Origin of the sequence: Mesorhizobium sp. M1D.F.Ca.ET.231.01.1.1 (genome assembly GCF_003999155.2) — a bacterium.
In the GTDB taxonomy this organism is placed as follows: Bacteria; Pseudomonadota; Alphaproteobacteria; order Rhizobiales; family Rhizobiaceae; genus Mesorhizobium.
The window spans coordinates 958,335-981,812 of sequence record NZ_RZOZ02000001.1; the positions used below are offsets into that span (position 1 = coordinate 958,335).

Here is a 23,478-nt window from a genome sequence, read left to right on the forward strand (position 1 = left end):
ATCTCTGTCATACACTGTCTATCGAGATACTGTTCGCTCAGGGGGAGGTACCAATGGCCGACGAGAACAGCATCACTCTGCTCGACGACACTTCGAAATTGCCTGCCATCGCCGCAAACCCGACTGAGGTCGCCAGGATCGAAGGCGGCATCGACATCGGCGACCGCGCCGCGATTTCCGTCTTCGGCGATCGCGCCCAGCAGTCGGTCAGCGACTACGCCGACAAGATTCTCTCGCAGATCCGCAACCGCGATCTCGGCGATACCGGCACGCTGCTCACCGATATCATCATGAAGGCGAAGAACCTCGACCCTGCCTCGCTGAAGGAGGAAGGGTTCCTGAGCAATCTGTTCTCCTCGTTCAAGGCACGGCTCGAGCGCTTCAAGGAAAAATACGAGGACGTCGCCGGCCAGATCGACCGCATCGGCCTGGAGCTCGACCGCCACAAGGACACGCTGCGACGCGACATCGCCGTCCTCGACGACCTGCATGAGCAGACCAAGGATTCGATCCTCAAGCTCGATGCCTATGTCCAGGCCGGCAAGAAATTCGTCGACGACTACCGCGCCAACCAACTGCCGAAGCTCAAAGCCGAGGCCGACGCCAAGGCCGGCGATGCTGGCGGCACGCTCGAAGCGCAGTTCTATCAGGACGCGGTGCAGGCGCTCGACCGGCTGGAAAAACGCGTCTTCTATCTGGTGCAGGCGCGCCAGCTCGGCATCCAGCAGCTGCCGCAGATCCGCATCGTCCAAGCGGGCGACGAGACCTTGATCGAGAACCTGCAGGCGACATCCGCGCTGACCGTGCCGGCCTGGAAGCAGAAGATGGTCATCCTGCTCGGCCTCACCAACCAGAAGTCGGCGCTCGAACTGCAGAAGACAGTGACCGACGCCACCAACGAGATGATCCGCCAGACCTCGAAGATGATGAAGGATCAGGCCATCTCGATCGAGAAGCAGGCGCAGCGCGGCATCGTCGACATCGAGACGCTGGCCGAGGCCAACCGCGATCTCATCGACACGGTGCAGGGCGTGCTCAAGGTCCAGCAGGAAGGCCGCCAGAAGCGGGCGGAGGCGGAGAAGCAGATGGACCAGATGACCGCCGACCTCAAGAAAGCGCTCACCCAGGGCTGACGAAAACCCGATGTCGAAATCGCTGACGTCCGTTCTGGTCCTGGCGGTCTCCTTGCTGCTCGCCGCCTGCAATTCGAGCGAGGTCAAGTTTTCGATCGTCTCAGGCTCCGAAAACACTGTGCTGGAGCCGATCGTGCAGGAATTCTGCGCCAAGCAGGGCGCGACCTGCACAATCTCCTACCAAGGCTCGCTCGACATCGGGCTCGGCCTGCAGAAGCCTGGCGGGCTCGACCAGGACGCGGTCTGGCCGGCGTCGAGCGTCTGGGTCGACCTGTTCGATTCCGGCCGCAAGGTGCGCAACCTGACGTCCGTCGCGCAGATGCCGGTCATTCTCGGCGTGCGCAAATCAAAGGCGGCCGAGCTCGGCTGGATCGGCAAGGATGTGTTCATGAAAGACATTCTTGCCGCGGTGAAGGACGGCAAGCTCAAATTCCTGATGACCTCGGCGACGCAGTCCAATTCCGGGGCCAGCGCGTATCTGGCCATGCTCTCCAGCGCGCTCGGCGGCAAGCAGGTGATCGAACCCGGCGACCTCGACAATCCTGGCGTACACGACACGGTCAGCGCTCTTCTGCAAGGCGTCGAGCGCTCGTCCGGCTCGTCGGGATGGCTGGCGGACCTCTATGTCGATTCCGCGCGCAAGGGCACGCTCTACGACGCAATGTGGAACTATGAAGCGACGCTGAAGGAAACCAACGACAAGCTCAAGCAGATAGGCGGCGAGCCGCTCTATGCGATCTATCCGGCCGATGGCGTCGCCGTCGGCGATTCCCCGCTCGGCTTCATCGACCACGGGCGCGGCCCGGACGTCGAAAAATTCTTCACCGACCTGCTCGCCTATCTCCAGTCGGACGCGGTGCGCAAGCGCATCGCGGAAACCGGAAGGCGGCTGCCGCTCGCCGGCGCGGCCGTCCAGGCAACGGCCGAGCCGGACTGGAATTTCGATCCGGGCAAACTGGTGACGTCGATCCGCATGCCGGAGCCGGCGGTGATTCGCACGGCGCTCAATCTCTATCAGGAGGCCCTGCGCAAACCCTCGCTGACGGCGCTCTGCTTCGACTTCTCGGGTTCGATGGAGAACGAGGGCGAGACGCAACTGCAGCGGGCGGCGCAGTTCCTGTTCACGCCTGAAAAGGCAAGTGAGGTGCTGGTGCAATGGACGCCGTCGGACCACATCTTCGTGCTGCCCTTCGACAGCACCGTGCGCAACATCTTCGATGCGACCGGCGATCCGGCGGGCCAAAGCCAATTGCGCGGCGCGGTGGCTGAACAGCATGCCGGCGGCGGCACCGACATGTATGCCTGCGCCGGCCAGGCGCTGCAGAAGATTCTGGCGACGGCCGACCTGTCGAAATATCTGCCGGCCATCGTCATCATGACGGACGGGCGCACCGACGGCAGCGCAGAACCTTTCCTTGCCCAATGGCGCCAGGCGCCGGTGCGCGTGCCGGTGTTCGGCATCACCTTCGGCGACGCCGACAAGAGCCAACTCGACAGCCTGGCCAAGGCGACCTCGGCGCGCGTCTTCGACGGCGGCGCCGACCTCGCCGGTGCCTTCCGCGCGGCGCGCGGCTACAATTAGGGCTAACGATGCGCGGCTTGTTCGGCAATGACTGGAACTGGGTCGTGGCGGGCCTCGTATCGGCCGCGCTGCTGATCGGAATGAGCACGCTCACTCACTTCCCGTTCCTGGTCTCAGCCGTGATTTCGGTTCTGGTCTTTGCCGGTCTGGTCTTCGTGCTGGCTCCGCGCCAGCTGTTCGAAGGTCTCGATCTCGGCTCGATCGGCGGCGGCCAGGTGGCGTTCGCGCGCGAACTGCTGGCACAGGCGCAACCCGCGGCCGACCGGCTTGCCGCTGCGGCTGGCTCAATCGCCGACAAGGACATGAAGGCCAAGGTGAAGAACCTTTCCGACATCGCCGCCGACGTGATCTCCAGGGTCGAGGCAAAGCCGGCAAGCGCGCCGTCGGTGCGGCGCTTCCTCACTTATTACCTGCCGCAGGCGGCGGAGGTCGCGGAAGGCTATGCGACGCTTGCCGACCGGCGAGCGCCGAGCAAGGAACGGCTCGCCAAGGTCGGCGCTGTGATCGCCAAGCTGCAGGACGCCTTCGTGCATTATGCCGACAGCCTGGCGGACTCCGAGCTCGGCACGCTCGACGTCGATTTGCGACTCATTCAGGAGTCGCTGAAAGAGGATATCGGTCGCTGATGGCCCTTTCACGCCGCGCTTTCGGACTGGGATTGCTGGGTGCCGCCGCGGCGGGCACGGGCGGCTACCTGACTTTGAAGGATCGGCCGGAGTTTCGCGGCTATCTCGGCAACCGGGCGCATCTGTTCGGCTTCATCGGCGGCGAGAAGCAATCCTTCCTTGCCGACCCCGATGTCGTCCACGCACTCGGCGGCTACGGACTGGAACTCGATGCGCGCGTCGCCGGCTCGGTCGAGATGGTGCGCGAGCCGGCCTTGCTCACCCAGAAGCCGCAATTCCTGTGGCCGTCCTCCTCGATCATGGTCGATCTCGCACGCAAGAACGGGGTGGCGATCCGCAACGACCAGGTGGTGCTCAACTCGCCGATCGTGGTCTATACCTGGGGGCCGGTGGTCGAAGGACTGAAGAAGAGCGGGTTGGTCACCGTCGCCGCCAAGGGCGGCTACAACCAGCTCGACCTCAAGGCCCTGCTTGACGCCATCCTGGCCGGCAAGAACTGGTCGGATCTCGGCATTTCCGAGCTTTACGGCCGGGCGCGCATCGTCTCGACCGATCCCAACCGGTCCAACTCCGGCTTCATGTTCTCGGGGCTGGTGCTCAGCCTGATGAGCGGCGACGTGGCGACGCAGGAACTGGCCCGGCACGGCGAAGAGGCGAAGTCGATCTTCCGCGGCATGGGCCTGAAGTCGTCCTCATCGGGAAAGCTGTTCGACCAGTATATCGCCGGTGGTCTCGGCGCCGAGCCGATGGTGGTGGGCTACGAGAACCAGCTGGTGGAATGGGCGCTCGCCGACCCGGCGCGCTGGCAGCGTGTGCAGGCCGGTTCCGGCGCCAAGCCGGAAATCCTCTATCCGCGCCCGACCGTCTATTCGGCGCATCCGCTGATCGTCATCGATCCGGGGGTCGACACGCTGCTGGAGGCCCTGACCAGCCAGAAGGTGCAGGAGCTTGCCTGGTCCAAGCATGGCTTTCGCGGGCCGCTCGGTACCGTCGCCGCCGGCAGCGACACGATCGCCGGCGTGCGGCCGGCGGAAATCGAGGCGGTGCTGCCGATGCCGGCGGCCGACGTGATGCTGGCGCTGCTTTCGCAGCTGGAAGTATAGCCGACCAGCGTCGCAAGCGCCCCGGCCACCGCCGCTCGCCGGCTCCTATCCCCGCCCCATCCTGTTCCAGGCGTCCAGGCCAGCGATCTTGTAGGCCTCGGCGAGCGTCGGGTAGTTGAAGGTGTTGTTGACGAAGAAGTCGACCGTGCCGCCGAGGTTGATCACGGCCTGGCCGATATGGATGAGCTCGGTGGCGCCCTCGCCGACGATATGGGCGCCGAGCAGGCGGCGCGTGTCGACAGAGAACAGCAACTTCAGGAACCCCGTGTTGACGCCCATGATGTGGCCGCGCGAGGTTTCCCGGAAGCGCGCCACGCCGACCTCATAGGCAATCCCGCTCTCGCGCACCTGCTCTTCCGACTGGCCGACGGTGGAGATTTCCGGCACGGCATAGATTCCGTATGGAAAGGTTTCCGGCGGCGGCGGCAGCGCTACGCCAAAGGCGTGGCAGGCGGCCACCCTGCCCTGCTCCATCGAGGTCGAGGCCAGGCTCGGGAAGCCGATGACGTCGCCGGTGGCATAGATGTTGGGCACGCTGGTCTGGAATGTCTGCGGGTCGACCTTGACGCGGCCGCGACTGTCGGCCTCGATGCCGACCACGTCGAGGCCAAGGCTGCCGAGATTGCCGCTGCGGCCGGCCGCGTAAAGCACGATCTCGGAGCGGATGGTGCGGCCATCGGCAAGCGTCACCTCGGCATAGTCCGGCTTGGAGGCGATCTCCTTGACCGTGCTGCCGAGGCGGATGGTCATGCCGCGGTCCCGCATCTGGTGGATGAAGTCGTCGACGATTTCGCGGTCGACGAAATCGAGGATGGTGTTGCGCGGCTCGACCAGCGTCACCGGCACGTCGAGCGCCGAAAAGATGGTTGCGTATTCGACGCCGATGACGCCGGCGCCGATGACGGTCAGAGTGCGCGGCAGCCGGTCGAGTTCGAGCATCTCGTCGCTGTCGAAGATGCGTGTCCTGTCGAAAGGCACGTCGCGCGGCCGGTGCGGCCTGGTGCCGACCGCGATCAGCGCATTGGCGAAACCGACCTCGCTATAGTCGCCATTGTCGGTGGTCAGGCTGACCTTGTTGGCGCCTAGGAACTTGGCCGTGGCGCGCGCGCTCTTGACCGCGTTGCGCATGAACTGGTGCTGCAGAACCTCGACCTCGTGGTCGAGCGTCTTGTGCAGGCGCTCGACGAGGTCGCTGACGGAAATGTCCTGCTTTACGCGGTAGCCGCGCCCGTAGAAGCCGCGCTCGCGCCAGCCGGAGAGGTTGAGCACCGTTTCGCGCAGCGTTTTCGACGGGATGGTGCCGGTGTGCACGGAGACGCCGCCGAGGCGCCGGCCTCGATCGACCACCAGAACCGATTTGCCAAGCTTGGCCGACTGCACCGCGGCACGGCGCCCGGAGGGGCCGCTGCCGATGACAAGCATGTCGTAGTCCATATTCCCCTTCCCCTCGGCGTCTTATTGCGCCGCAGCAAGCTAACGCCATCCGCGCCGTGAATTCAACCGCCGCAACCACTCTTGCCGCGGCTTGCGGCACATGGGTCACGAGCCTTCGATCTTGATTCCGCCATCGGCTTTCACCATTTCAATGGCGAATGGCCGAGACCTATGTCCGGCCTGTTACGAGGGCATGACATGAACACGCGCGTGCTTGACGGCGAGATCATCACCACGAGGTTCGAGGACACGCGCGCCTATCGCGGCGTACGCACCAGGCGCGTCTTCGCCTTCATCCTCGACTATTTCATCGTTGCGCTGCTCACCGTCCCCTTTGCCATATTGGTCGCCCTCCTCGGGCTTTTGACCTTCGGCCTGGGCTGGGCGCTGTTCTCCATCCTGGTGCCGGCGGTTGCCATCCTCTACATCTGGAACACGCTTGGCAGCCGCGACCAGGCCACGACCGGCATGAAGATCATGGGCATCCGGCTGGACAGGATCGACGGCACCCGCATCGACGGCCTGACCGCGGTCGTGCATTCGGTGCTGTTCTGGGCCGCAAACGTCATCCTGACGCCGCTGGTGCTGCTGGTCACGCTGTTTTCCGATCGCAAACGCACGCTGCACGACCTGCTTCTCGGCACGGTCGTGACGCGCACCGATGTCTGACCGCGCCTGCGCCGGCCATCGCCGCGCCGGTTGTGCTAGAATATGAACAGCCTGGGCCGGCCACGGCAGCACAATCCTGTTGAATTTTTCGCCGGCCGGGCCAAAGGTAGGGCGATTCGCAGGAGCGTTTCCAAGATTAGATGACGCAGCATCCGACCCAGTCGCCCCAGTTCTTTCTGACCGCGCCGTCGCCGTGCCCCTATCTGGAGGGCCAGTTCGAGCGCAAGGTGTTCACGCACCTTGTCGGCGATAAGGCGCCCGAGATGAACGACCTGTTGACCCAGGGCGGCTTCCGGCGCTCCCAGAACATTGCCTACCGGCCGGCCTGCGAATCCTGCCGCGCCTGCGTGTCGGTGCGGATCCTGGCGCAGGAGTTCACCGCCAGCCGCAACATGCGCCGCGTGATCCAGCGCAATGCCGACCTGATCGGCGCCATGCATGACGCGCAGCCGTCGACCGAGCAGTATTCGCTGTTCCGCGCTTATCTCGACGCCCGCCACCGGCGCGGCGGCATGTCCGACATGACGGTGCTCGACTATGCGATGATGGTCGAGGACACGCATGTCGACACCAAGATCATCGAATACCGGCGCCGCGGCCCGGACACCTTCATCACCGGCAAGGGCCAGGGCGAGTTGATTGCGGTCGCGCTGACCGACAAGATGGCCGACGGGCTGTCGATGGTCTATTCCTACTTCAATCCCGATTTCGAGGACCGCTCACTCGGCACCTTCATGATCCTCGACCATATCGCCCGCGCCAAGGCGATGGGACTGCCCCACGTCTATCTCGGCTACTGGGTCAACGGCTCGCGCAAGATGAACTATAAGATGCGCTTCATGCCGCAGGAGCACCTCGGCCCGAAAGGCTGGGAACGCTACGACCACGAAGCGGTCAGTCGCTGAGTTTTTCCAAGATCCACGCTTAAACTTGTTTCAAGGCAGGGGACGCTGGTCTTTCGGCCAATTGGCTGGAGAGTCCGCCATTGCGCAGCTCGGCTGCCACCTGCATTTCATTGCGAAAGTCTCCGCATGTCTTCCCACCACGAACACCAGAAGGGTCTCCTGATCACCGCCATCGGCGGGCTGACGCTGACCGTCGACATTCCGCTGATCCGGCTCGCCGACGGCAGCCCCTGGACCATCATGATGCTGCGCACCGGCACCACGCTCGTCGCCGCTTTGGTGACCTGGGCGGTCTGGCGCGCGCTGCGCAGCGATGCGCCAAAGCTCATCCCAGGCTGGTCGGGGCTTGCCGTGGCGCTGTGCTACGGCCTCACTGGCGTCACCTTTGTCACCGCTGTCTACCACACCTCGACCGCCGATCTCGTCTTCATCCTCGCATTCAACACCGTGTTCGCGGCGCTGCTGTCGTGGCTGTTCCTCAGGGAAAAGCCACGGCTCGGGACGATGATCGCGATGCTGGCGATGATCCTCGGCGTGCTGATCATCGTCGGCGGCTCGATCGGTACCGGGTATCTGTTCGGCGATTTCATGGCGCTTTGCTCGGCCTTCTTCGTCGCCTTGGCCATCACCATCTCGCGCGCCAGCGGCAAGGATATGGGCTTTACCGCGCTCATCGGCGTCGTCCTGCCGCTGGCGGTCGCCCTGTTCATGGTCTCTGGCGAAGGGTTCCACGTCAATCAGCCATGGTGGATCATCTTCAACGGCGCCGTGATCATGCCGATCTCATTCTTCTGCCTCGCCAACGGGCCGAAATATATCTCAGGGCCCGAGGTGGCGATGTTCTATGTGCTGGAGACTGTGCTGGCGCCGGTGTGGGTTTGGCTGATCTTTGCCGAGACGCCGTCGCGCGACAGTCTGATCGGCGGGGCGATCCTGATCGTGACGCTGGTTGCCCATTCGCTCTGGCAATTGCGTGAAGGCCGCAAGCGCCGCGCGGCCCTCGCCTTGGCTCACCCGGCCTGAATCTTCCTGGCCTCGGGCGTCGCCTCGATCCGCGGCGGCCCGTTCTCTTCGTCGGCGACAGGCGCGAGCTCATCCATCAGTTCGACCTCGCGCAGCCATTCGCGCCAGATCGCGACCAGCAGCGCCATCAGCACCGGGCCGATGAACAGGCCCAGGAAACCCATCGTCTTGACGCCGCCGATCAGGCCGAAAAAGGTCGGCAGGAACGGCAGCTTGATCGGGCCGCCGACCAGCTTCGGGCGCAGCGTCTTGTCGACGATGAAGAGCTCGACAGCGCCCCAGATGAACAGCGCCAGGCCGGCAAACAGCTTGCTGCTGGCGGCGAGATAGATCGACACCAGCGTGAAGGAGAGAGGCGCACCGCCGGGGATCAGCGCCATGATGCCGGTGAGCGCGCCGAGCGTGACCGGCGACGGCACCCCGGCCAGCCAGTAGGCAATGCCCAGAACCAGCCCCTCGCCAATGGCGATGACGGTCATGCCCGTGACGGTCGACGAGATGGTGGCCGGCACGACGCGCGAGATCCGCTCCCAGCGGGTCGGCAGGATGCGCTCGCCAAGGCGGTCGACTTGCGCCGCGAAGGCCTCGCCGTCGCGATAGGCGAAGAACAGCGCGATCAGCATGAACAAGAGCGTGAGCAGCAGGCCGAAGGCGCTGCCGCCAGCGGCCAGCGCGCCGCGGTAGATAGTGCCGATGTTGGAGCCGCTCACCATCTGGATCAGCTCGCCGATGCCGCCGGGATGGCCGAGATTGGCCGTCCACTGCTGGTTCAGCCATTCGCCGACGACCGGCATGGTGGCAATCCATTGCGGCGTGGCTGAGCCATGCCGATTGGTCTCGATCGCCCATACCACCCATTCGCGAAGCTCGTTAATGGCATAGGTCCCGGCAAGCGCGATCGGTACCACCAGGAAGGTGAGGATGAAGAGGATGGCCAGCGTCGCGCCGATCGTGCGATTGCCGCCGACGGCAACAAGCAGCCTGCGGTAGAGCGGCCAGCTGGCAAAGGCTATGACGAGCGCCGCCAGCACCGGGAAGAGGAAGCCGTGGAAGAAATAGACGCCGGCGGCGACGATCAGCACCAGGAGCCAGCGCGCCGCCGACAGCGGCGGAATGACGGCAGCCCTGAGCGGCGTCGATAGGCCGAACAGGCGCTGCCCCTGCTTCTGGATTTCAGCCCGCTTCAAACGTACGTTTCTCCCCTGCTCTCTGGCTTGGCTTCTGCCCCATCATAGTGCAGCAATCGTGACGATAGTCCAAATGGTGATGGAGAAGTTCTGCTGCCAGAAGGTCGCGCCGGACTTAACCTCGGGGCCTGGGGACTCTCGGGCGCGGACCGGCGCACCGGAGCCCCAAGGCTCACTTTTGCATCGGCCTCCGCTGATATTCGCCGGCGGGCTCGGAGGGTCTTATTTGACGGCCGAAAACCCAAAACGATCAAAACGGAAGATTGCCGTATACTCGTTGTGTTGCGCCGGCGTCCCGGCAGGATTGCGGAAGATCGCGCCGCAGGTTGTCTGAACTTTCGGAATGGCGTCGCAAAGGAAGTTCTGCTGCACCCAGCTCGTTCCTTTATCTATCCATGCGCCTCCCCCGTTAAGCTCACGACCGAGGATGAGCGACCTGATTTCCGAACCGGTAAGCCGGTCCTTCGCATCCAGATCGACTTCTTCCGGCAACTCCGGCAAACCGGCCTTGTCCAGGCCGTCAAGCAGACGCTCGATGTCGGCCGGGTTCTTGAACACAAAATACCTCTGCGTGACCAACTGATTTGCCCCTCCGTCCTTTCGTTCCAACATGACGTTCCTTAGCCTGTCCCTATAGGCCGCGACCTGGTCACTGCGTCCGAGATGTGCGTAGGCCGAAACCAACACCTGCAGGCCGTAGAATTTCGGCCACGGATCCGGCGATTGGAGATCGATCCTTTCAAGATAGTCGACAGCTTCCGCGAAGCGGCCCTGGCCAAATTCAGCGAGCCCAGCCTGATAGTGCCGATGGTCATTGCCGCCTGGATCGACGCGGTTGGCCGCGACGAGATAGTCGCTCGCCTCATTCGGCCTGCCATTGAAATTCAGGGCCTCTGCCAGCCCGACATAGTTCAGGGGATCGCTCGGGTCGAGCGCCACCGCCTTGAACATAACCGCGACTGCCTCGTCGGACCGGTGCTCGCGAACCAGCAAACTGGCAATGAGCTGATAGTAGGACGCCGAAGGATGCTTGGCGGCTTCCCCCAGGTACTTGTAAACGTTGTACAGCGCACCAATGTCCGAAGAGACTAAAGCTTTGCCCCGCGGCCCGTCCATGTCCCAATAGGCCCATGCGAGCGAGGCTGCCGCCGCGCCGAAATTCGGATCGAGTTCCAGCGCCTGCCGGAAAAACCCCACCGCCTGCGCAAACTCGTCTGGAGTATTGCGACGATTGTAGATTTCCATGCCCTGGAGGTAAGCTTCGTAGGCTGCAGGGTTGCGCGTGCCGCCCGCGACATCTGCTTTGCCCTGTTCGCTGACGAGACGGAACTTGAGCGCGCCGGCGATGCTGGCAACGACCTTGTCCTGCAGCGCAAACACATCCGTCCACCGGCCGTCGAAACGTTCTGCCCAGAGATGACCGGTGGTCGAGCCGTCGATCAATTGCGCGTTGATGCGCATGTCGTCGCCGACCCTGCGGATCGAACCCACCAGAATATACCGGACACCAAGCGCCGCGGCGACCTCGGCGGGTTCGGTCTCCTTGTCCTTGTAGGTGGAGGCGGCGTTTCGCGATACGACGAACAGGCCGGGCACGCGCGCAAGTTCTGTGGTCAGGTCCTCGGTGAAGCCGTCGGCCAGATAGCCTTGCGCCTTGTCGTCGCTGAGATTGTCGAATGGAAGCACGACGAGGGATGGCCGGGTGTCGGCTTCCGCATTGACCGTCAGAGTGGTGGGCCGAAGCGGCGGCGCCCACGGTCGCCACCATGCCGCTGCCAGGCCGACCGCGACGACAAGGACCCCAATAACGACGGCTAGATTGCGCCTGAAGCGTGGGTGTCGATTGATAGCCATGGGCTTTCCCGCCATCGCGGGATCGAGCAGCACCCGGTACGCCTGCACCGGTTCGGCGATGTTCTTCAATTTCTGTCGACCCATCGGCTCAAAGCCGAAAGCCAACGTCTTCTCAACCTCTTTCGCGACCTTCGCCGAGACACAGATGCCGCCGGCGTCCGCGAGTTGTTGGAGCCTGGCAGCGACGTTGACGCCCTCGCCATATCGGTCGTCGCCCTCGACAATCACCTCGCCGAGATTGATCCCGATCCTGACGCGAATTCGATGATCGTCGGAAACGGCGGCGTTGCGTCCCGCCAGGGCGCGCTGCAACGACACGGCACATTCGACCGCATCCACGACGCTGCCGAATTCGGCCAGCAGCCCATCGCCCATCAGCTTGAAGATGTGACCGTGGTGGCGGGCAATCTCAGGCTCGAACAGTTCCTTGCGTCGGGTACGAAGGCGCTCGAACGTGCCGGCCTCGTCGCGTTCCATCTGGGCGGAGTAGCCCACGACATCGGCAGCGAGAATGGCGGAAAGCTTGCGGTCCATCGATGAGGCCTGTCCCCCGTGGACTATAGACCTGGTCACATTGAAATGAAACGACCGGCCCCCTTCAGCGTCCGTCGCCGGTGTGTCGGGATCACCCAGCAAAAAGCCGTCGAATGAAACGCGCAGTTCGCAGGTACGGGCGCATCGTCGGCACGCGGCGACGCTCGCGATCTCGATGGCGAACCGCAGTTTCCGGCGGAACAGCAGGAAGGCGCGCGGCGGTGGTCGACTTGGCATTTGCGCAATCTCCCAAGGGGGGAGATTGGCCGCTTCACCCGAACTTGCCCGTCCTCGGGAAACCCTTCGGCACCATGCGTCCGGCGGCGGCGCGGGCACCGATCCATTCGGCCAGTTCCTCGCGCGATCGGGTGAAGGTGCGGTCGGCCGAATCCTGCCAGGAGAGCCCTGTCTCCAGCGTGAACGTCTTCAGGTCCAGCACGCCGCCATCCTTGTATTTCTGCAGGCGCACGCCCTTGCCGCGCGCCATCTCGGGGATCTCAGCGAGCGGGAAGATCAGCATCTTGCGGTTCTCGCCGACGATGGCGAGATGGTCGCCGGCGACCGGAACGCAGCGCTTGGCCTCGTCAGGGGCCTTGACGTTCATCACCTGCTTGCCCTTGCGGGTGTTGGCCACGACGTCTTCCTCGGAGACGACGAAGCCGTTGGCATCGTATGAGACCAGGAGCAGCTTGCGCTTCGGATCGTGCACGAAGGCGGTGACGATGTCCTGGTCGTTCTCCATGTCGACGATGATGCGGATCGGCTCGCCGTGGCCGCGCCCGCCCGGCAGCCGGTCGGCGCCGATGGTGTAGAACTTGCCGCCGGTGGTGAAGACCAGGATCTTGTCCGTGGTCTGGGCGTGGAAGGCGAGCTTCAGACTGTCGCCTTCCTTGAAGGCAAGCTGCGAATGGTCGGTCAGATGACCCTTCATCGCGCGCAGCCAGCCTTTTTCGGAGACCACGACGGTGACCGGCTCGCGCTCGATCATCGCATGCGCGATGTCGGTCAGGTCATGCTCGGGCGCGTCGGCGAACTGGGTGCGGCGTCTGCCGAGATCGGTCTCGGGTCCGAACTTCTTTCGGATTTCGGCGACTTGCCATTTGATCATTGCCCACTGCTTGGCGTCGGACGCCAGCAGGGCCTCGATCTGCTTCTTCTCTTCGGTGAGGCCATCGAACTCCTTGCGGATCTCGATTTCCTCGAGCTTGCGCAGGGCGCGCAACCGCATGTTGAGGATGGCTTCGGCCTGGTTGTCGGTGAGCGACCAGCGGGCCATCATCACCTGCTTTGGCTCATCCTCCTCGCGGATGATCCTGATCACCTCGTCGATGTTGAGATAGGCGATCAGGTAGCCAGCGAGGATTTCCAGGCGCTTCTCAATCTCGCCCAGCCGATATTTCGAGCGGCGGACAAGGACGTCGCGGCGGTGGTCGAGCCACTCCTTCAGCACGCCCTTGAGCGAGAGCACGTTCGGCACCTTGCCGCGCGACAGCACGTTCATGTTGAGCGGGAAGCGGCTTTCGAGCTCGGTGAGCTTGAACAGCGATTCCATCAGGATGCCGGGATCGACGGTGCGGCTCTTCGGCACCAGCACGATGCGGATGTCCTCCGCGCTCTCGTCGCGGATGTCCTCGAGCAGCGGCAGCTTGCGCGCCATCAAGAGCTCGGCGATCTTCTCGATCAGCCTGGCCTTCTGGACACCGTAGGGGATCTCGGTGACGACGATGCTCCAGGTGCCCCTGCCCTGATCCTCCTGGCCCCATTTGGAGCGCACGCGGAAACCGCCGCGGCCCGTCTCATAGGCTTCTAGGATCGAGGCGCGGCTGTCGACGATAATGCCGCCGGTCGGGAAATCCGGCCCCTGGACGAAATCCATCAGCTTCGCCACGGACGCGTCCGGACGCTCGATCAGATGGAGTGCCGCGTCGCAAAGCTCGGCGGCGTTGTGCGGCGGGATCGAGGTCGCCATGCCGACGGCAATGCCGGACGAGCCGTTGGCGAGCAGGTTCGGGAAGGCGCCGGGAAGAACCGACGGCTCCTCGTCCTCCTCGTTGTAGGTCGGCCGGAAGTCGACGGCATCCTCGGTGATGCCGGCGAGCAGCTCGGTCGCCACCTCCGTCATGCGCGCTTCGGTGTAGCGCATGGCGGCGGCGTTATCGCCGTCGATGTTGCCGAAATTGCCCTGGCCGTCGACCAGCGGGTAGCGCATGGAAAATTCCTGCGCGAGGCGCACCAGCGCGTCATAGATCGACTGGTCGCCATGCGGATGGAACTTACCCATCACCTCGCCGACGATGCGAGCGCATTTGGCAAAGCCCTGGTCGGGGTTGAGCCGCAAGAGCCGCATGGCATGCATGATGCGGCGATGGACGGGCTTCAGTCCGTCGCGCACATCCGGCAATGCCCGGTGCATGATGGTCGACAGCGCATAGGCGAGATAGCGCTTCTCGAGCGCTTCCTTCAGATCGACCGGTTCGATGTTGTCGCCGCCGCCATTGTCTTCAGGCGGCAAATGCCTTTTTCCCATGGATTTCGACTAGCCGAGCGGGTGATTCGCGGCAAGCGCCGCGTTGGAAGTCGGCGGATTCGTCGCGCGCGCAGTCGCCACGAAAGACCGCAGCCGATGATGTGAAGGATTTCACGGAAGCGCCAAGGCGAACAATCCAGTTTCCCGCCGATCTGCAACCGGTATCGGCTGCCGGCGGGGCGCCGGCCAACATCAATCTGTTACATGCGCCCTCTAACTGGGCATGCAACGCGCCGGCGCAGGAGAGCCGCGGTCTTCATGACAAATTCACCGCACCTTGCAAAGCGTGCCGGCCGGGTTTGCTTTTCATCGCCCTTTGCGACAAAGGTGCCAGGAAATGCCTTCTTCCCGTCCCGTTCGTCGCGGAATGGTGATGGAGCAGAAATTCAAAACACTTTCAGGACAGGGAACTCGCCAATGACAATCCAACGCTCAATGCTCAAGAAACTGGCTTTTTCGACCTTTCTGCTGACCCTGCCGCTCAACGCCGCCTTCGCCGCCGATCCGGCCGTGGCCGAGCGCGTCAAGGCAGCGCTTGCCGCCCAGGGTGTCGATATTTCCTGGACCGGTGTGTCGGGTGACGACTCGAACGTCGTTTTGCAGGGCGTCTCCATCAAGCCTGCCGCCGAGAAGGAAGCGCTGCCGATCGGCGACGTGAAGCTCGAGGGCGTCACCGAGGCCAATGGCGGCTTCGAGATCGCGACTGTCTCGACTTCGGCCCTCGAGCACTCCAAGGACGGCGTGACGCTCAACCTGAGCCCCTTTGTCATCCACGACATGAAGGTGCCGGCCGAAGGCAGCACCGACCCGCTCGGCTCGCTGATGATGTACAAGTCGGCCGAGCTCTCCAACATGACGGTCAAGGTCGGCGACAAGACGGCCTTCTCGATGGATGGGCTCGCCCTCCAGATCACCCCGCCGGCCGATGGCAAGGCGATGGACTTCACCGCCAACACGGAGAAGTTCAATGCCGATCTTTCGCTGGTCGAGGACCCGAAGTCGAAGGAAGCGATCGAGGCGCTCGGCTACCAGACCATCTCCGGCACCGTCTCGATGGCTGGCACCTGGCAGCCCAGCGACGGCAAGATGGAGCTGTCGAAATACGACATCGCGGTCGACAATGCCGGCACTCTCGGCATGACCTTCGATCTCGGCGGCTACACGGTCGACTTCATCAAGTCGATGCAGGCCATGCAGAAGCAGCTCGCCTCGCAGCCCGAGGGCGCCGACAATTCGGCGCAAGGCATGGCCATGCTCGGCCTCTTGCAGCAGCTTTCCTTCAACGGCGCTTCGGTGCGCTTCGACGACGATTCGCTGACTGGCAAGGTGCTCGACTATGTCGGCAAGCAGCAGGGCATGTCGGCCAAGGACGTCGCCAACCAGGCCAAGGCGATCGTGCCGTTCGGCATGGCGCAGCTCAACAATCCCGAACTGACGGCCGAGGTGTCGGCCGCGGTCAACAAGTTCCTCGACGATCCGAAGAGCCTCGAGATCTCGGCCGAGCCGCCGTCGTCGGTGCCGTTCGCGCTGATCATGGCGGGCGCCATGTCCAACCCGCTCGATCTGCCCAAGACGCTCGGCGTCAAGGTCAAGGCGAACGAGGACTGATCGGGCGGAACGCCCAAACAAAAGCCCGGCAGCGATGCCGGGCTTTTTGGTTCAAGACCGATTCATTGAGCAGCAGGAACCGCTTGAGCGCGGTTTCTAACCCTCCCTCTTCGCCACCGCGACGCGCAGCGACAGCTCGCGAAGCTGCTGCGGAGTGGCTTCCGACGGGGCGTTCATCAACAGGTCATAGGCCTGCTGGTTCATCGGGAACATGGTAACTTCGCGCAGGTTCTTGGCGCCGACCAGCAGCATGACGATGCGGTCGATGCCGGCGGCCATGCCGCCATGCGGCGGCGCGCCGTACTGGAAGGCGCGATAGAGACCGCCGAAGCGCTCCTCGACGGTCGCGCGATCGAGCCCGACCGTCTCGAAGGCCTTGACCATTGTTTCCGGCAGGTGGTTGCGGATGCCGCCGGAAGCGATCTCGAAGCCGTTGCAGACCATGTCGTACTGGAACGCCTTGATGCCGAGCAGGTCCTCGCCACCGAGCGCCTCGATGCCGCCCTGCGGCATCGAGAACGGGTTGTGGGCGAAGTCGATCTTCTTCTCCTCTTCGTTCCACTCGAAGAAGGGGAAGTCGACGATCCAGCACAGTTCGAAGCGGTCGCGGTCGACGAGGTTCAATTCCTCGCCGGCGCGGGTGCGTGCGGCACCCGCGAAGGCGACGAACTTCTTCGGGTCGCCGGCGACGAAGAAGGCGGCATCGCCATCGGCAACGCCGAGCTGAAGGCGGACGGCTTCGGTGCGCTCCTCGCCGATGTTCTTGGCCAGCGGACCGGCGCCTTCGAGCTTGTCGCCCTCCTTGCGCCAGAAGATGTAGCCGAGGCCCGGCTGGCCCTCGCTCTGCGCCCATGAATTCATGCGGTCGCAAAAGGCACGGCTGCCGCCGGTCTTGGCGGGAATGGCCCAGACTTCGGCCTTGGGGTCGTTGGCCAGGATGTTGGCGAAGACCTTGAAGCCGGAATCGCGGAAGTGGTCGGAGACCGCCTGCATCTCGATCGGGTTGCGCAGGTCCGGCTTGTCGGTGCCATAGGTGCGCATCGCCTCGTCGTAGGCAATGCGCCGGAACTTCTGGGTCACCGGCTTGCCGTCGGCGAAGGTCTCGAACACACCGCGAAGCACCGGCTCCATGGCGGAGAGCACGTCGTCCTGCTCGACGAAGCTCATCTCGAGGTCGAGCTGGTAGAATTCGCCGGGCAGACGGTCGGCACGCGGGTCCTCGTCGCGGAAGCAGGGCGCGATCTGGAAATAGCGGTCGAAGCCGGAGACCATGATCAGCTGCTTGTATTGCTGCGGCGCCTGCGGCAGCGCGTAGAAGGTGCCGGGATGGATGCGCGAGGGCACCAGGAAGTCGCGCGCGCCCTCGGGCGAGGATGCGGTCAGGATCGGCGTCGAGAATTCCGTGAAGCCCACCTCGCCCATGCGCCTGCGCATCTCGGCGATGATCCTGGTGCGCGCCACGATGTTCTTGTGCAGCGTCTCGCGGCGCAAGTCGAGGAAGCGGTATTTCAGGCGGATGTCCTCTGGGTATTCAGGCTCGCCGAATACCGGCAGAGGCAGCTCCTTGGCCGCCGACAGCACCTCGATCTCGCGCGCGAAAATCTCGATCTCGCCGGTCGGCAGGTTGGGGTTGACGGTCTCCGGCAGGCGCGCCTTGACCGCGCCGTCGACGCGGATCACCCATTCGCCGCGCACGGTCTCGGCGATCTTGAAGGCCGGAGAATCCGGATCGGCGACGATCTGGGTCAGGCCGTAGTGGTCGCGCAAATCGATGAAGAGCAGCCCGCCATGGTCGCGCACGCGATGCACCCAGCCCGACAGGCGGACGGAATTGCCGACGTCGCTCTTTCTCAACTGGGCACAGGTATGGCTGCGGTAACGATGCATTGTCATTGGTGAAGTCCGGAATTGCGGGCGAAAGCCCGGCCCTGAAAATTGGCGCGAAAAGCGCATGAGAGGCCGGCTTTGTCAAGGCAACCGGTCACACAGGGGAAGCGGTCGTAAAGGCTCGGGCTTCGGCCGCTCACGCGAAGCGGATTTCGGCGCCCTGTCTCTGGAAATCGGCGAGGACGGCGGCCGGCGCTGTCTTTTCGACCACAAGGTGACGGATCGCATCCGCTGCCGCGACACGATAAGGCGCCGCTGTGGCGAGCTTGTCGATGGTGGCGGCGATGACGATGCCGGCGCTGTTCCTGGCCATGGCGCGCTTGACCTCAGCCTCCGCCGAATCGAAGGCGGTGACGCCGCGCGAGGCATCGAGCCCGCAGGAGCCGAGAAAGAACAGATCGGCGCCGAGCTGAGCCACGGCGGCAAGCGTGTCACCACCGACGCAGGTGCCGAGGTCGCGGACGTATCGGCCGCCGAGCATGATCAGATCGACCAGGGGAAGATCGGCGAGTGCCGACGCAACACCGAGCGAATTGGTGGCCACGGTCAACTCGATATCACGCGGGATTGCCCTCGCGATCGCCTCATTGGTCGTGCCGCCGTCGATGAACAGGGTCTGCCCCGAGGTCAGCACGCCAGCCGCGGCTTTCGCCAGGCGCATCTTCTCCTCGACCGCATGGCCGCTGCGCTCGCTGATGGTTGCCGCCGCAAAGGGCGCTGACGCGACCGCGCCCCCGTAAACCCGGCGCAACTGCCCGGCTCTCGCCAGCTCGCGCAGATCACGGCGAACCGTATCTTCCGAAACCCCAAAGCGGCTGGCGAGCTCGCCGGCCAAAACTTTTCCTTCGGCTGCCAGCCGGTCGCGGATGAATTGGTGTCGTTCCTCGGTCAGCATGCACGATCCTATTTCTTTGTGCTCATTCTTGCATGATTTGCACGTTTGTGCAAGAAGTGATGCGTTCGGGCCGGCGATGCCGTCCGCCCTCCCCAACGGAAAGTGCCACGATGACCTTTGGCTTGAAACTCGCCCCTCAGCACCGCGTCTATGCCGGTTTCGCGATCTATTCCTTCGCCATGGGCAACATTTTCCCGCGCCTGCCGGACATAAAGCGCGCCATGGCGATCGAGGATGGCACGCTCGGGCTCAGCCTGATCGGGACACCGATCGGCACCTTGACGGCGCTGACGCTGGCGACTCCTCTCTTGGAGCGCGTCGGCTTTCGCCGGGCGCTGCTTTGGCTCGTGCCGCTGATCGCGCTTGTCTATTCCATAGCCGTGCACGCGCGGGGACCGGTCGCGCTGTTCCTGCTGCTGCTGCCGGTCGGGCTGATGATCGGCAGCGTCGAGATCATCCTGAATGTCGAGGCCGACAGGACAGAGTTCCTGCTCAAGCGCCGAATCATGAACCGGGCGCACTCCTTCTGGAGCGCGGGCTTCTTCGGCGCCGGGCTGTTCGGCGGCGCGATGGCGCATCTCGGCCTGTCGCCGCAGCTGCATCTGGCGCTGGTGGTGCCCATCGTGGCGGTTTCGATGGCGCTGTTTCTCGGCGGCTTCGAGCCGGCGCCCGCCCGCTTCGCCAACTCCGGCGACAAGCCGCCGATGTTGGCGCGGCCGACGCTGCCGATCCTCGTCCTCGTCGCGGTGACGCTTTCGGCGATGCTCCTGGAAGGCGCCAGCATAGACTGGTCGGCGATCTACATGCGCACGGTGTTCGATTCCGGTCCGTTCGTCGCCGGCTTCACCGTGGCGCTGTTCGCCTTCTCGCAGGCAACCACGCGCTTCTTCGCCGACGCCTTTGTCAACCGCCATTCGCCAAGCGGCGTGGCGCGCGTGCTGCTGGCAACGATGGCGGCCGGCGTGCTCATCGTGTTCTTCTCGCCACTGCCGTTCGTCTCGATGCTGGGCTTTGCTCTGCTGGGCATCGGCAGCAGCGCGATCTTCCCGCTGGCGATCTCGGCGGCGGCGCAACGGACGGATCGGCCGGCGGCGATCAACGTCGCGGCGCTTTCGCAGATCTCCTTCGTCGCCTTCCTGCTCGGTCCGCCGCTGCTCGGCTTCGTATCGGACCATTGGGGCATCCGCTCCGCCTACGGAATCGGCATTCCCTTCATCGCGCTCAGCCTGCTGACCGCGGGCTCGCTCGGCCGGCGGCCGGCCGCAGAGAGCATCAGTGCGATTCCGGGCGAGACGCCGTCGACGGTCGTGCAGGAGATGGAAATACGGGCCGGTAGAGCTTAGGGGCCCCTACCGGATGGGCAGCCCCGGATTGCGAGAACGGGTCCGTGTTCGTGTCGCATTTGCCGCTGGCATTGATGCTATCTATGGTCCAAGAAGAGGTCACAGATCCGTGATTGCCTCTCTTCAATGTCTTCCATCCGCCCTCTTATCCCGCTCCTCATTGCCGCTGGCATTCTGCTTGGCGGCAACGGCCTGCAGGGCACGCTGATCGCATTGCGGGGCGCGCGGGAAGGCTTTTCCGCTTCCGATATCGGCCTCATGGGCACCTTCTATTTCGCCGGCTTCCTGCTCGGCTGCCTGGCGGTCACCCGTATCTTGAAGGCCGTCGGCCATGTCAGGGCTTTTGCCGCGCTGGCCGCGATCGCCTCGGTCGGCACGCTGCTTCTGGTGCTTGTCATCAACCCTGTCATGTGGTGCGCGGTCCGCTTTGCCGGCGGCTTCTGCTTCGCCGGCCTGTTCACCGTCATGGAAGCCTGGCTGAATTCTGGCGTCACCAACAAGGACCGCGCCCGGGTGCTCGCGATCTACCGCATGGTCGACATCGGCTCGGTGACCGGCGCGCAATTTCTTATTCCGGTCTTCGGCGCCGGCGGTTTCGCCATCTTCGCCGTCATGTCGATGATGATCACCTTTTCGCTGGTGCCGGTCTCGCTCGGGGACCGTTCGAACCCGGCGCCGCCGGAAGACGTCAAGCTCGACCTGCCGCGCGTCTGGCGAATCTCGCCGCTCGGCTCGATCGGCTGCATCGCCGTCGGCGTCACCAACAGCGCCTTCCGCACGCTGTCGCCGGTCTATGCCGAGGAGATCGGCATGTCGGTGGCCGATGTGGTGACTTTCGTCAGCGTCGGCATATTCGGGGGCGCCCTCATCCAGTATCCGCTGGGCTATCTCTCCGACCGGCGCGACCGGCGCACGGTGCTGTTGACGACGACGTTCTGCGCCATGCTTGCCGCGCTGGCACTGGCCTTCGTGGCGCGCGCCGACCCGTTCCTCAACTTCGTCATCGTCTTCATCTTCGGCAGCTTCGCCATGCCACTCTATTCACTTTCGGCCGCGCATGCCAACGACCGGGCCGACAAAGGCGAGTTCGTGCTGATCAACGCCGCGCTGATGCTGTTCTATTCCTTCGGCGCGATCGGCGGTCCGATTGCGGCGTCGGCGGTGATGCAGCATTTCGGGCCGAGCGCGCTGTTCGTCTTCAACGCCTCGGTCTACGCCGTTCTCATCATCGTGATCCTCTACCGCATGCAGGTGCGGTCGGGCGTGCCGGCCGGCAGCCGCAGCCGTTTCACCGCGCTTTTGCGCACCTCGACGCTGTTCGCGCGGCTGGCGCGGCGGAGCGGCGATTCAGACAAGCAGGACTAGATCAGCACGACGTTTCGTTGAACCGCCATGCTGATCCAACTCTTTGTTGGAGCATGATCTTCTCCGAAAACCGGTTCCCGCTGACCGTTCGGCTCGGGATCATGCTCTAACAGCGGCTTGACGAAAGCGTTTGCGGCTGAAATTGAAAGAGGCCTGATATGATGCCAAAAGCGAATTGATGCACGTCATCACCACCCAACAAGAACTCGAGAGCGTCATCGCGGCGTTCGAAAAGTCGGACTTCGTCACCGTCGATACCGAATTCATCCGCGAAACGACCTTCTGGCCGATCCTCTGCCTCATCCAGATGGCCGCGCCCGGCGTGACGGCGCTGATCGATCCGCTGTCGCCCGACATCGACCTGAAACCGTTCTTTCGGCTGATGGCCAACGAAGCGGTGGTCAAGGTCTTCCACGCCGCCCGCCAGGACATCGAAATCATCGTCCATCTGGGCAACCTGGTGCCGCATCCGGTGTTCGACACGCAGGTGGCGGCGATGGTCTGCGGCTTCGGCGACAGCGTGTCCTACGATCAGCTGGTACAGCGCATCACCGGCGCGCGGCTCGACAAATCCTCGCGCTTCACCGACTGGCGACACCGGCCGCTCTCCGACAAGCAGCTCGAATACGCGCTCGCAGACGTCACCCATCTGATCAAGGTCTACCAGCACCTCAGCGCCGAGTTGAAGCGGGAGGACCGCGCCCATTGGCTGAACGAAGAGATGGACGTTCTCACCTCGCGCGAGACCTACGATCCGCATCCCGAAGATGCCTGGAAGCGCCTGAAGATGCGGCTGCGCAAGCCGCAGGAACTGGCGATCGTGCAGGCGGTAGCCGCATGGCGTGAACGCGAGGCGCGCGAGCGCGACGTGCCGCGTGGCCGCGTGCTCAAGGACGACGCGATCTACGAGATCGCGCAACAGGCGCCGCGCGATGCAACGGCTCTCGGCCGGCTGCGCACGACGCCGAAGGGCTGGGAACGGTCGGCGACCGCGACCGCGCTGCTCGGCGCGGTCAACACGGCGCTTGCCCTGCCGAAGGAAGCGATGCCGAAGCTGCCGAAGACGTTCCAGCCACCGGAAGGCTCGAGCGCGGCGGCGGAACTGCTGAAGGTGCTGCTCAGGATCGTCGCCGAGAAGGAGGGCGTCGCCTCCAAGGTGCTCGCCTCCAGCGACGATATCGACCGCATCGCCGCGGAGGGCGACGCCGCCGACGTGCAGGCGCTGCAAGGCTGGCGGCGCGCCGTGTTCGGCGAGCAGGCGCTCAGACTGGTGCGCGGCGAGATCGGCATCAAGTTCGACAAGCGCAGGATCGCGGTGTTCGATCTTTAGCGCCTTTCCTTCGCTCCCAAGGGGGAGAAGGGAACTGGCGCGACTCAAACCGCGCCGGCCAAGTGTAGGGCAAACCAGATCCAGGCGATGAGAAGCACGCCCGCGGCGAAGTAGAAGGCTCGGCTGCGGTGCAGCATGTAGTTTCTGGTGACATGGACCCAGGCGTGGACATAGCGCGTGACGACGAAGAGCCACATCAGCGCCAGCGTCAGGTAGTTGACGCCGTTGGTGACGAAGAGCGCCAGGCAAAGCACGTGAAACAGGACCGGCAGCTCGAACTGGTTGATCAGATTGTTGGCGACGGTGACGCTCAAGACCGGCTCGGTCGAGCGGACCTTGTACTGGCTGATCTTGGCCTCGCCGGACTTCACGGCAAGATAGCGCCGCTTCAGCATCACCAGATAGACGATGTAGACCAGGAGGACATGTGCCAGCATCGGCCAGAAGATGGCAGTCTGGTTCATCCCCGCCCC

18 protein-coding genes are annotated in these 23,478 nt (G+C 64.0%); 11 read left to right on the forward strand and 7 right to left on the reverse strand.

From position 1 onward, the window contains the following. Window positions 1–53: 53 nt before the first annotated feature. Genes EN874_RS04905 through EN874_RS04920 form a run of 4 tightly spaced genes read left to right on the forward strand, consistent with a single transcriptional unit; the run spans window position 54 to window position 4,444 of the window. Entirely contained in the window at window positions 54–1,133 is a 1,080-nt protein-coding gene (locus EN874_RS04905; protein ID WP_127424255.1) for a toxic anion resistance protein, read from the forward strand. A gap of 10 nt (window positions 1,134–1,143) precedes the next feature. Then, window positions 1,144–2,715, forward strand: coding sequence for a substrate-binding domain-containing protein (locus EN874_RS04910; RefSeq protein WP_127424256.1), 1,572 nt, complete (start codon window positions 1,144–1,146; stop codon window positions 2,713–2,715). Between the two features lie 8 nt (window positions 2,716–2,723). Continuing rightward, window positions 2,724–3,341: a 5-bromo-4-chloroindolyl phosphate hydrolysis family protein gene (locus tag EN874_RS04915; protein ID WP_127424257.1), complete on the forward strand. Its 618-nt coding sequence runs from the start codon at window positions 2,724–2,726 to the stop codon at window positions 3,339–3,341. Next, a complete protein-coding gene (locus EN874_RS04920) occupies window positions 3,341–4,444 on the forward strand; it encodes a substrate-binding domain-containing protein (RefSeq protein ID WP_127424258.1) in 1,104 nt (367 codons plus the stop codon). The genes EN874_RS04915 and EN874_RS04920 overlap by 1 nt, the downstream gene beginning before the upstream one ends. A 45-nt stretch (window positions 4,445–4,489) precedes the next feature. On the opposite strand, the gene sthA is transcribed toward EN874_RS04920, so the two are convergent. Continuing rightward, window positions 4,490–5,878 carry a Si-specific NAD(P)(+) transhydrogenase gene (sthA, locus tag EN874_RS04925; protein ID WP_127424259.1) on the reverse strand — a complete coding sequence of 463 codons (1,389 nt, stop codon included), beginning with the start codon at window positions 5,876–5,878 and terminating at the stop codon, window positions 4,490–4,492. Window positions 5,879–6,076: 198 nt separating this feature from the next. On the opposite strand from sthA, the gene EN874_RS04930 reads away from it, so the two are divergent. From EN874_RS04930 to EN874_RS04940, 3 genes are all read left to right on the forward strand, one after another. Beyond that, on the forward strand, window positions 6,077–6,547 hold the full coding sequence (locus EN874_RS04930; RefSeq protein ID WP_127424260.1) for an RDD family protein: 471 nt from the start codon (window positions 6,077–6,079) through the stop codon (window positions 6,545–6,547). Window positions 6,548–6,687: 140 nt separating this feature from the next. Then, window positions 6,688–7,452: an arginyltransferase gene (locus EN874_RS04935; protein WP_127424261.1), complete on the forward strand. Its 765-nt coding sequence runs from the start codon at window positions 6,688–6,690 to the stop codon at window positions 7,450–7,452. 126 nt (window positions 7,453–7,578) lie between these two features. Continuing rightward, on the forward strand, window positions 7,579–8,475 hold the full coding sequence (locus EN874_RS04940) for a DMT family transporter (protein WP_127424262.1): 897 nt from the start codon (window positions 7,579–7,581) through the stop codon (window positions 8,473–8,475). Here the strand turns inward: EN874_RS04940 and EN874_RS04945 are convergent. The 3 genes from EN874_RS04945 to parC all read right to left on the reverse strand — a co-directional run bounded on the left by EN874_RS04945 (window position 8,463) and on the right by parC (window position 14,577). Further along, window positions 8,463–9,662: an AI-2E family transporter gene (locus EN874_RS04945; protein WP_127424263.1), complete on the reverse strand. Its 1,200-nt coding sequence runs from the start codon at window positions 9,660–9,662 to the stop codon at window positions 8,463–8,465. The genes EN874_RS04940 and EN874_RS04945 overlap by 13 nt on opposite strands. Window positions 9,663–9,884: 222 nt before the next feature. Continuing rightward, a complete protein-coding gene (locus EN874_RS04950; RefSeq protein WP_127424264.1) occupies window positions 9,885–12,287 on the reverse strand; it encodes an adenylate/guanylate cyclase domain-containing protein in 2,403 nt (800 codons plus the stop codon). Window positions 12,288–12,321: 34 nt separating this feature from the next. After that, window positions 12,322–14,577, reverse strand: coding sequence for a DNA topoisomerase IV subunit A (gene parC / locus EN874_RS04955; protein WP_127424265.1), 2,256 nt, complete (start codon window positions 14,575–14,577; stop codon window positions 12,322–12,324). A gap of 417 nt (window positions 14,578–14,994) precedes the next feature. Between parC and EN874_RS04960 the strand changes: the two genes are divergently transcribed. Then, a complete protein-coding gene (locus EN874_RS04960) occupies window positions 14,995–16,185 on the forward strand; it encodes a hypothetical protein (protein WP_127424266.1) in 1,191 nt (396 codons plus the stop codon). A gap of 96 nt (window positions 16,186–16,281) precedes the next feature. Here EN874_RS04960 and aspS read toward each other — a convergent pair whose 3' ends face one another. Both aspS and EN874_RS04970 read right to left on the reverse strand, forming a co-directional pair. Continuing rightward, a complete protein-coding gene (aspS, locus tag EN874_RS04965) occupies window positions 16,282–18,072 on the reverse strand; it encodes an aspartate--tRNA ligase (RefSeq protein WP_168247387.1) in 1,791 nt (596 codons plus the stop codon). 136 nt (window positions 18,073–18,208) lie between these two features. Beyond that, window positions 18,209–18,967, reverse strand: coding sequence for a DeoR/GlpR family DNA-binding transcription regulator (locus tag EN874_RS04970; RefSeq protein ID WP_127424268.1), 759 nt, complete (start codon window positions 18,965–18,967; stop codon window positions 18,209–18,211). 110 nt (window positions 18,968–19,077) lie between these two features. Here EN874_RS04970 and EN874_RS04975 point away from each other — a divergent pair, with 110 nt between their 5' ends. From EN874_RS04975 to rnd, 3 genes are all read left to right on the forward strand, one after another. Beyond that, window positions 19,078–20,310: an MFS transporter gene (locus EN874_RS04975; RefSeq protein WP_127424269.1), complete on the forward strand. Its 1,233-nt coding sequence runs from the start codon at window positions 19,078–19,080 to the stop codon at window positions 20,308–20,310. A gap of 126 nt (window positions 20,311–20,436) precedes the next feature. Continuing rightward, a complete protein-coding gene (locus EN874_RS04980) occupies window positions 20,437–21,675 on the forward strand; it encodes an MFS transporter (protein ID WP_126084281.1) in 1,239 nt (412 codons plus the stop codon). A gap of 178 nt (window positions 21,676–21,853) precedes the next feature. Then, complete coding sequence (gene rnd / locus EN874_RS04985; RefSeq protein ID WP_127424270.1) at window positions 21,854–23,005, forward strand: ribonuclease D; 1,152 nt, start codon at window positions 21,854–21,856, stop codon at window positions 23,003–23,005. Between the two features lie 44 nt (window positions 23,006–23,049). Here the strand turns inward: rnd and EN874_RS04990 are convergent, their stop codons facing one another. After that, the gene (locus tag EN874_RS04990) at window positions 23,050–23,469 is read right to left on the reverse strand and encodes an MAPEG family protein (protein ID WP_127424271.1); all 420 of its coding nucleotides are present in this window, start codon (window positions 23,467–23,469) and stop codon (window positions 23,050–23,052) included. Window positions 23,470–23,478: the final 9 nt, after the last annotated feature.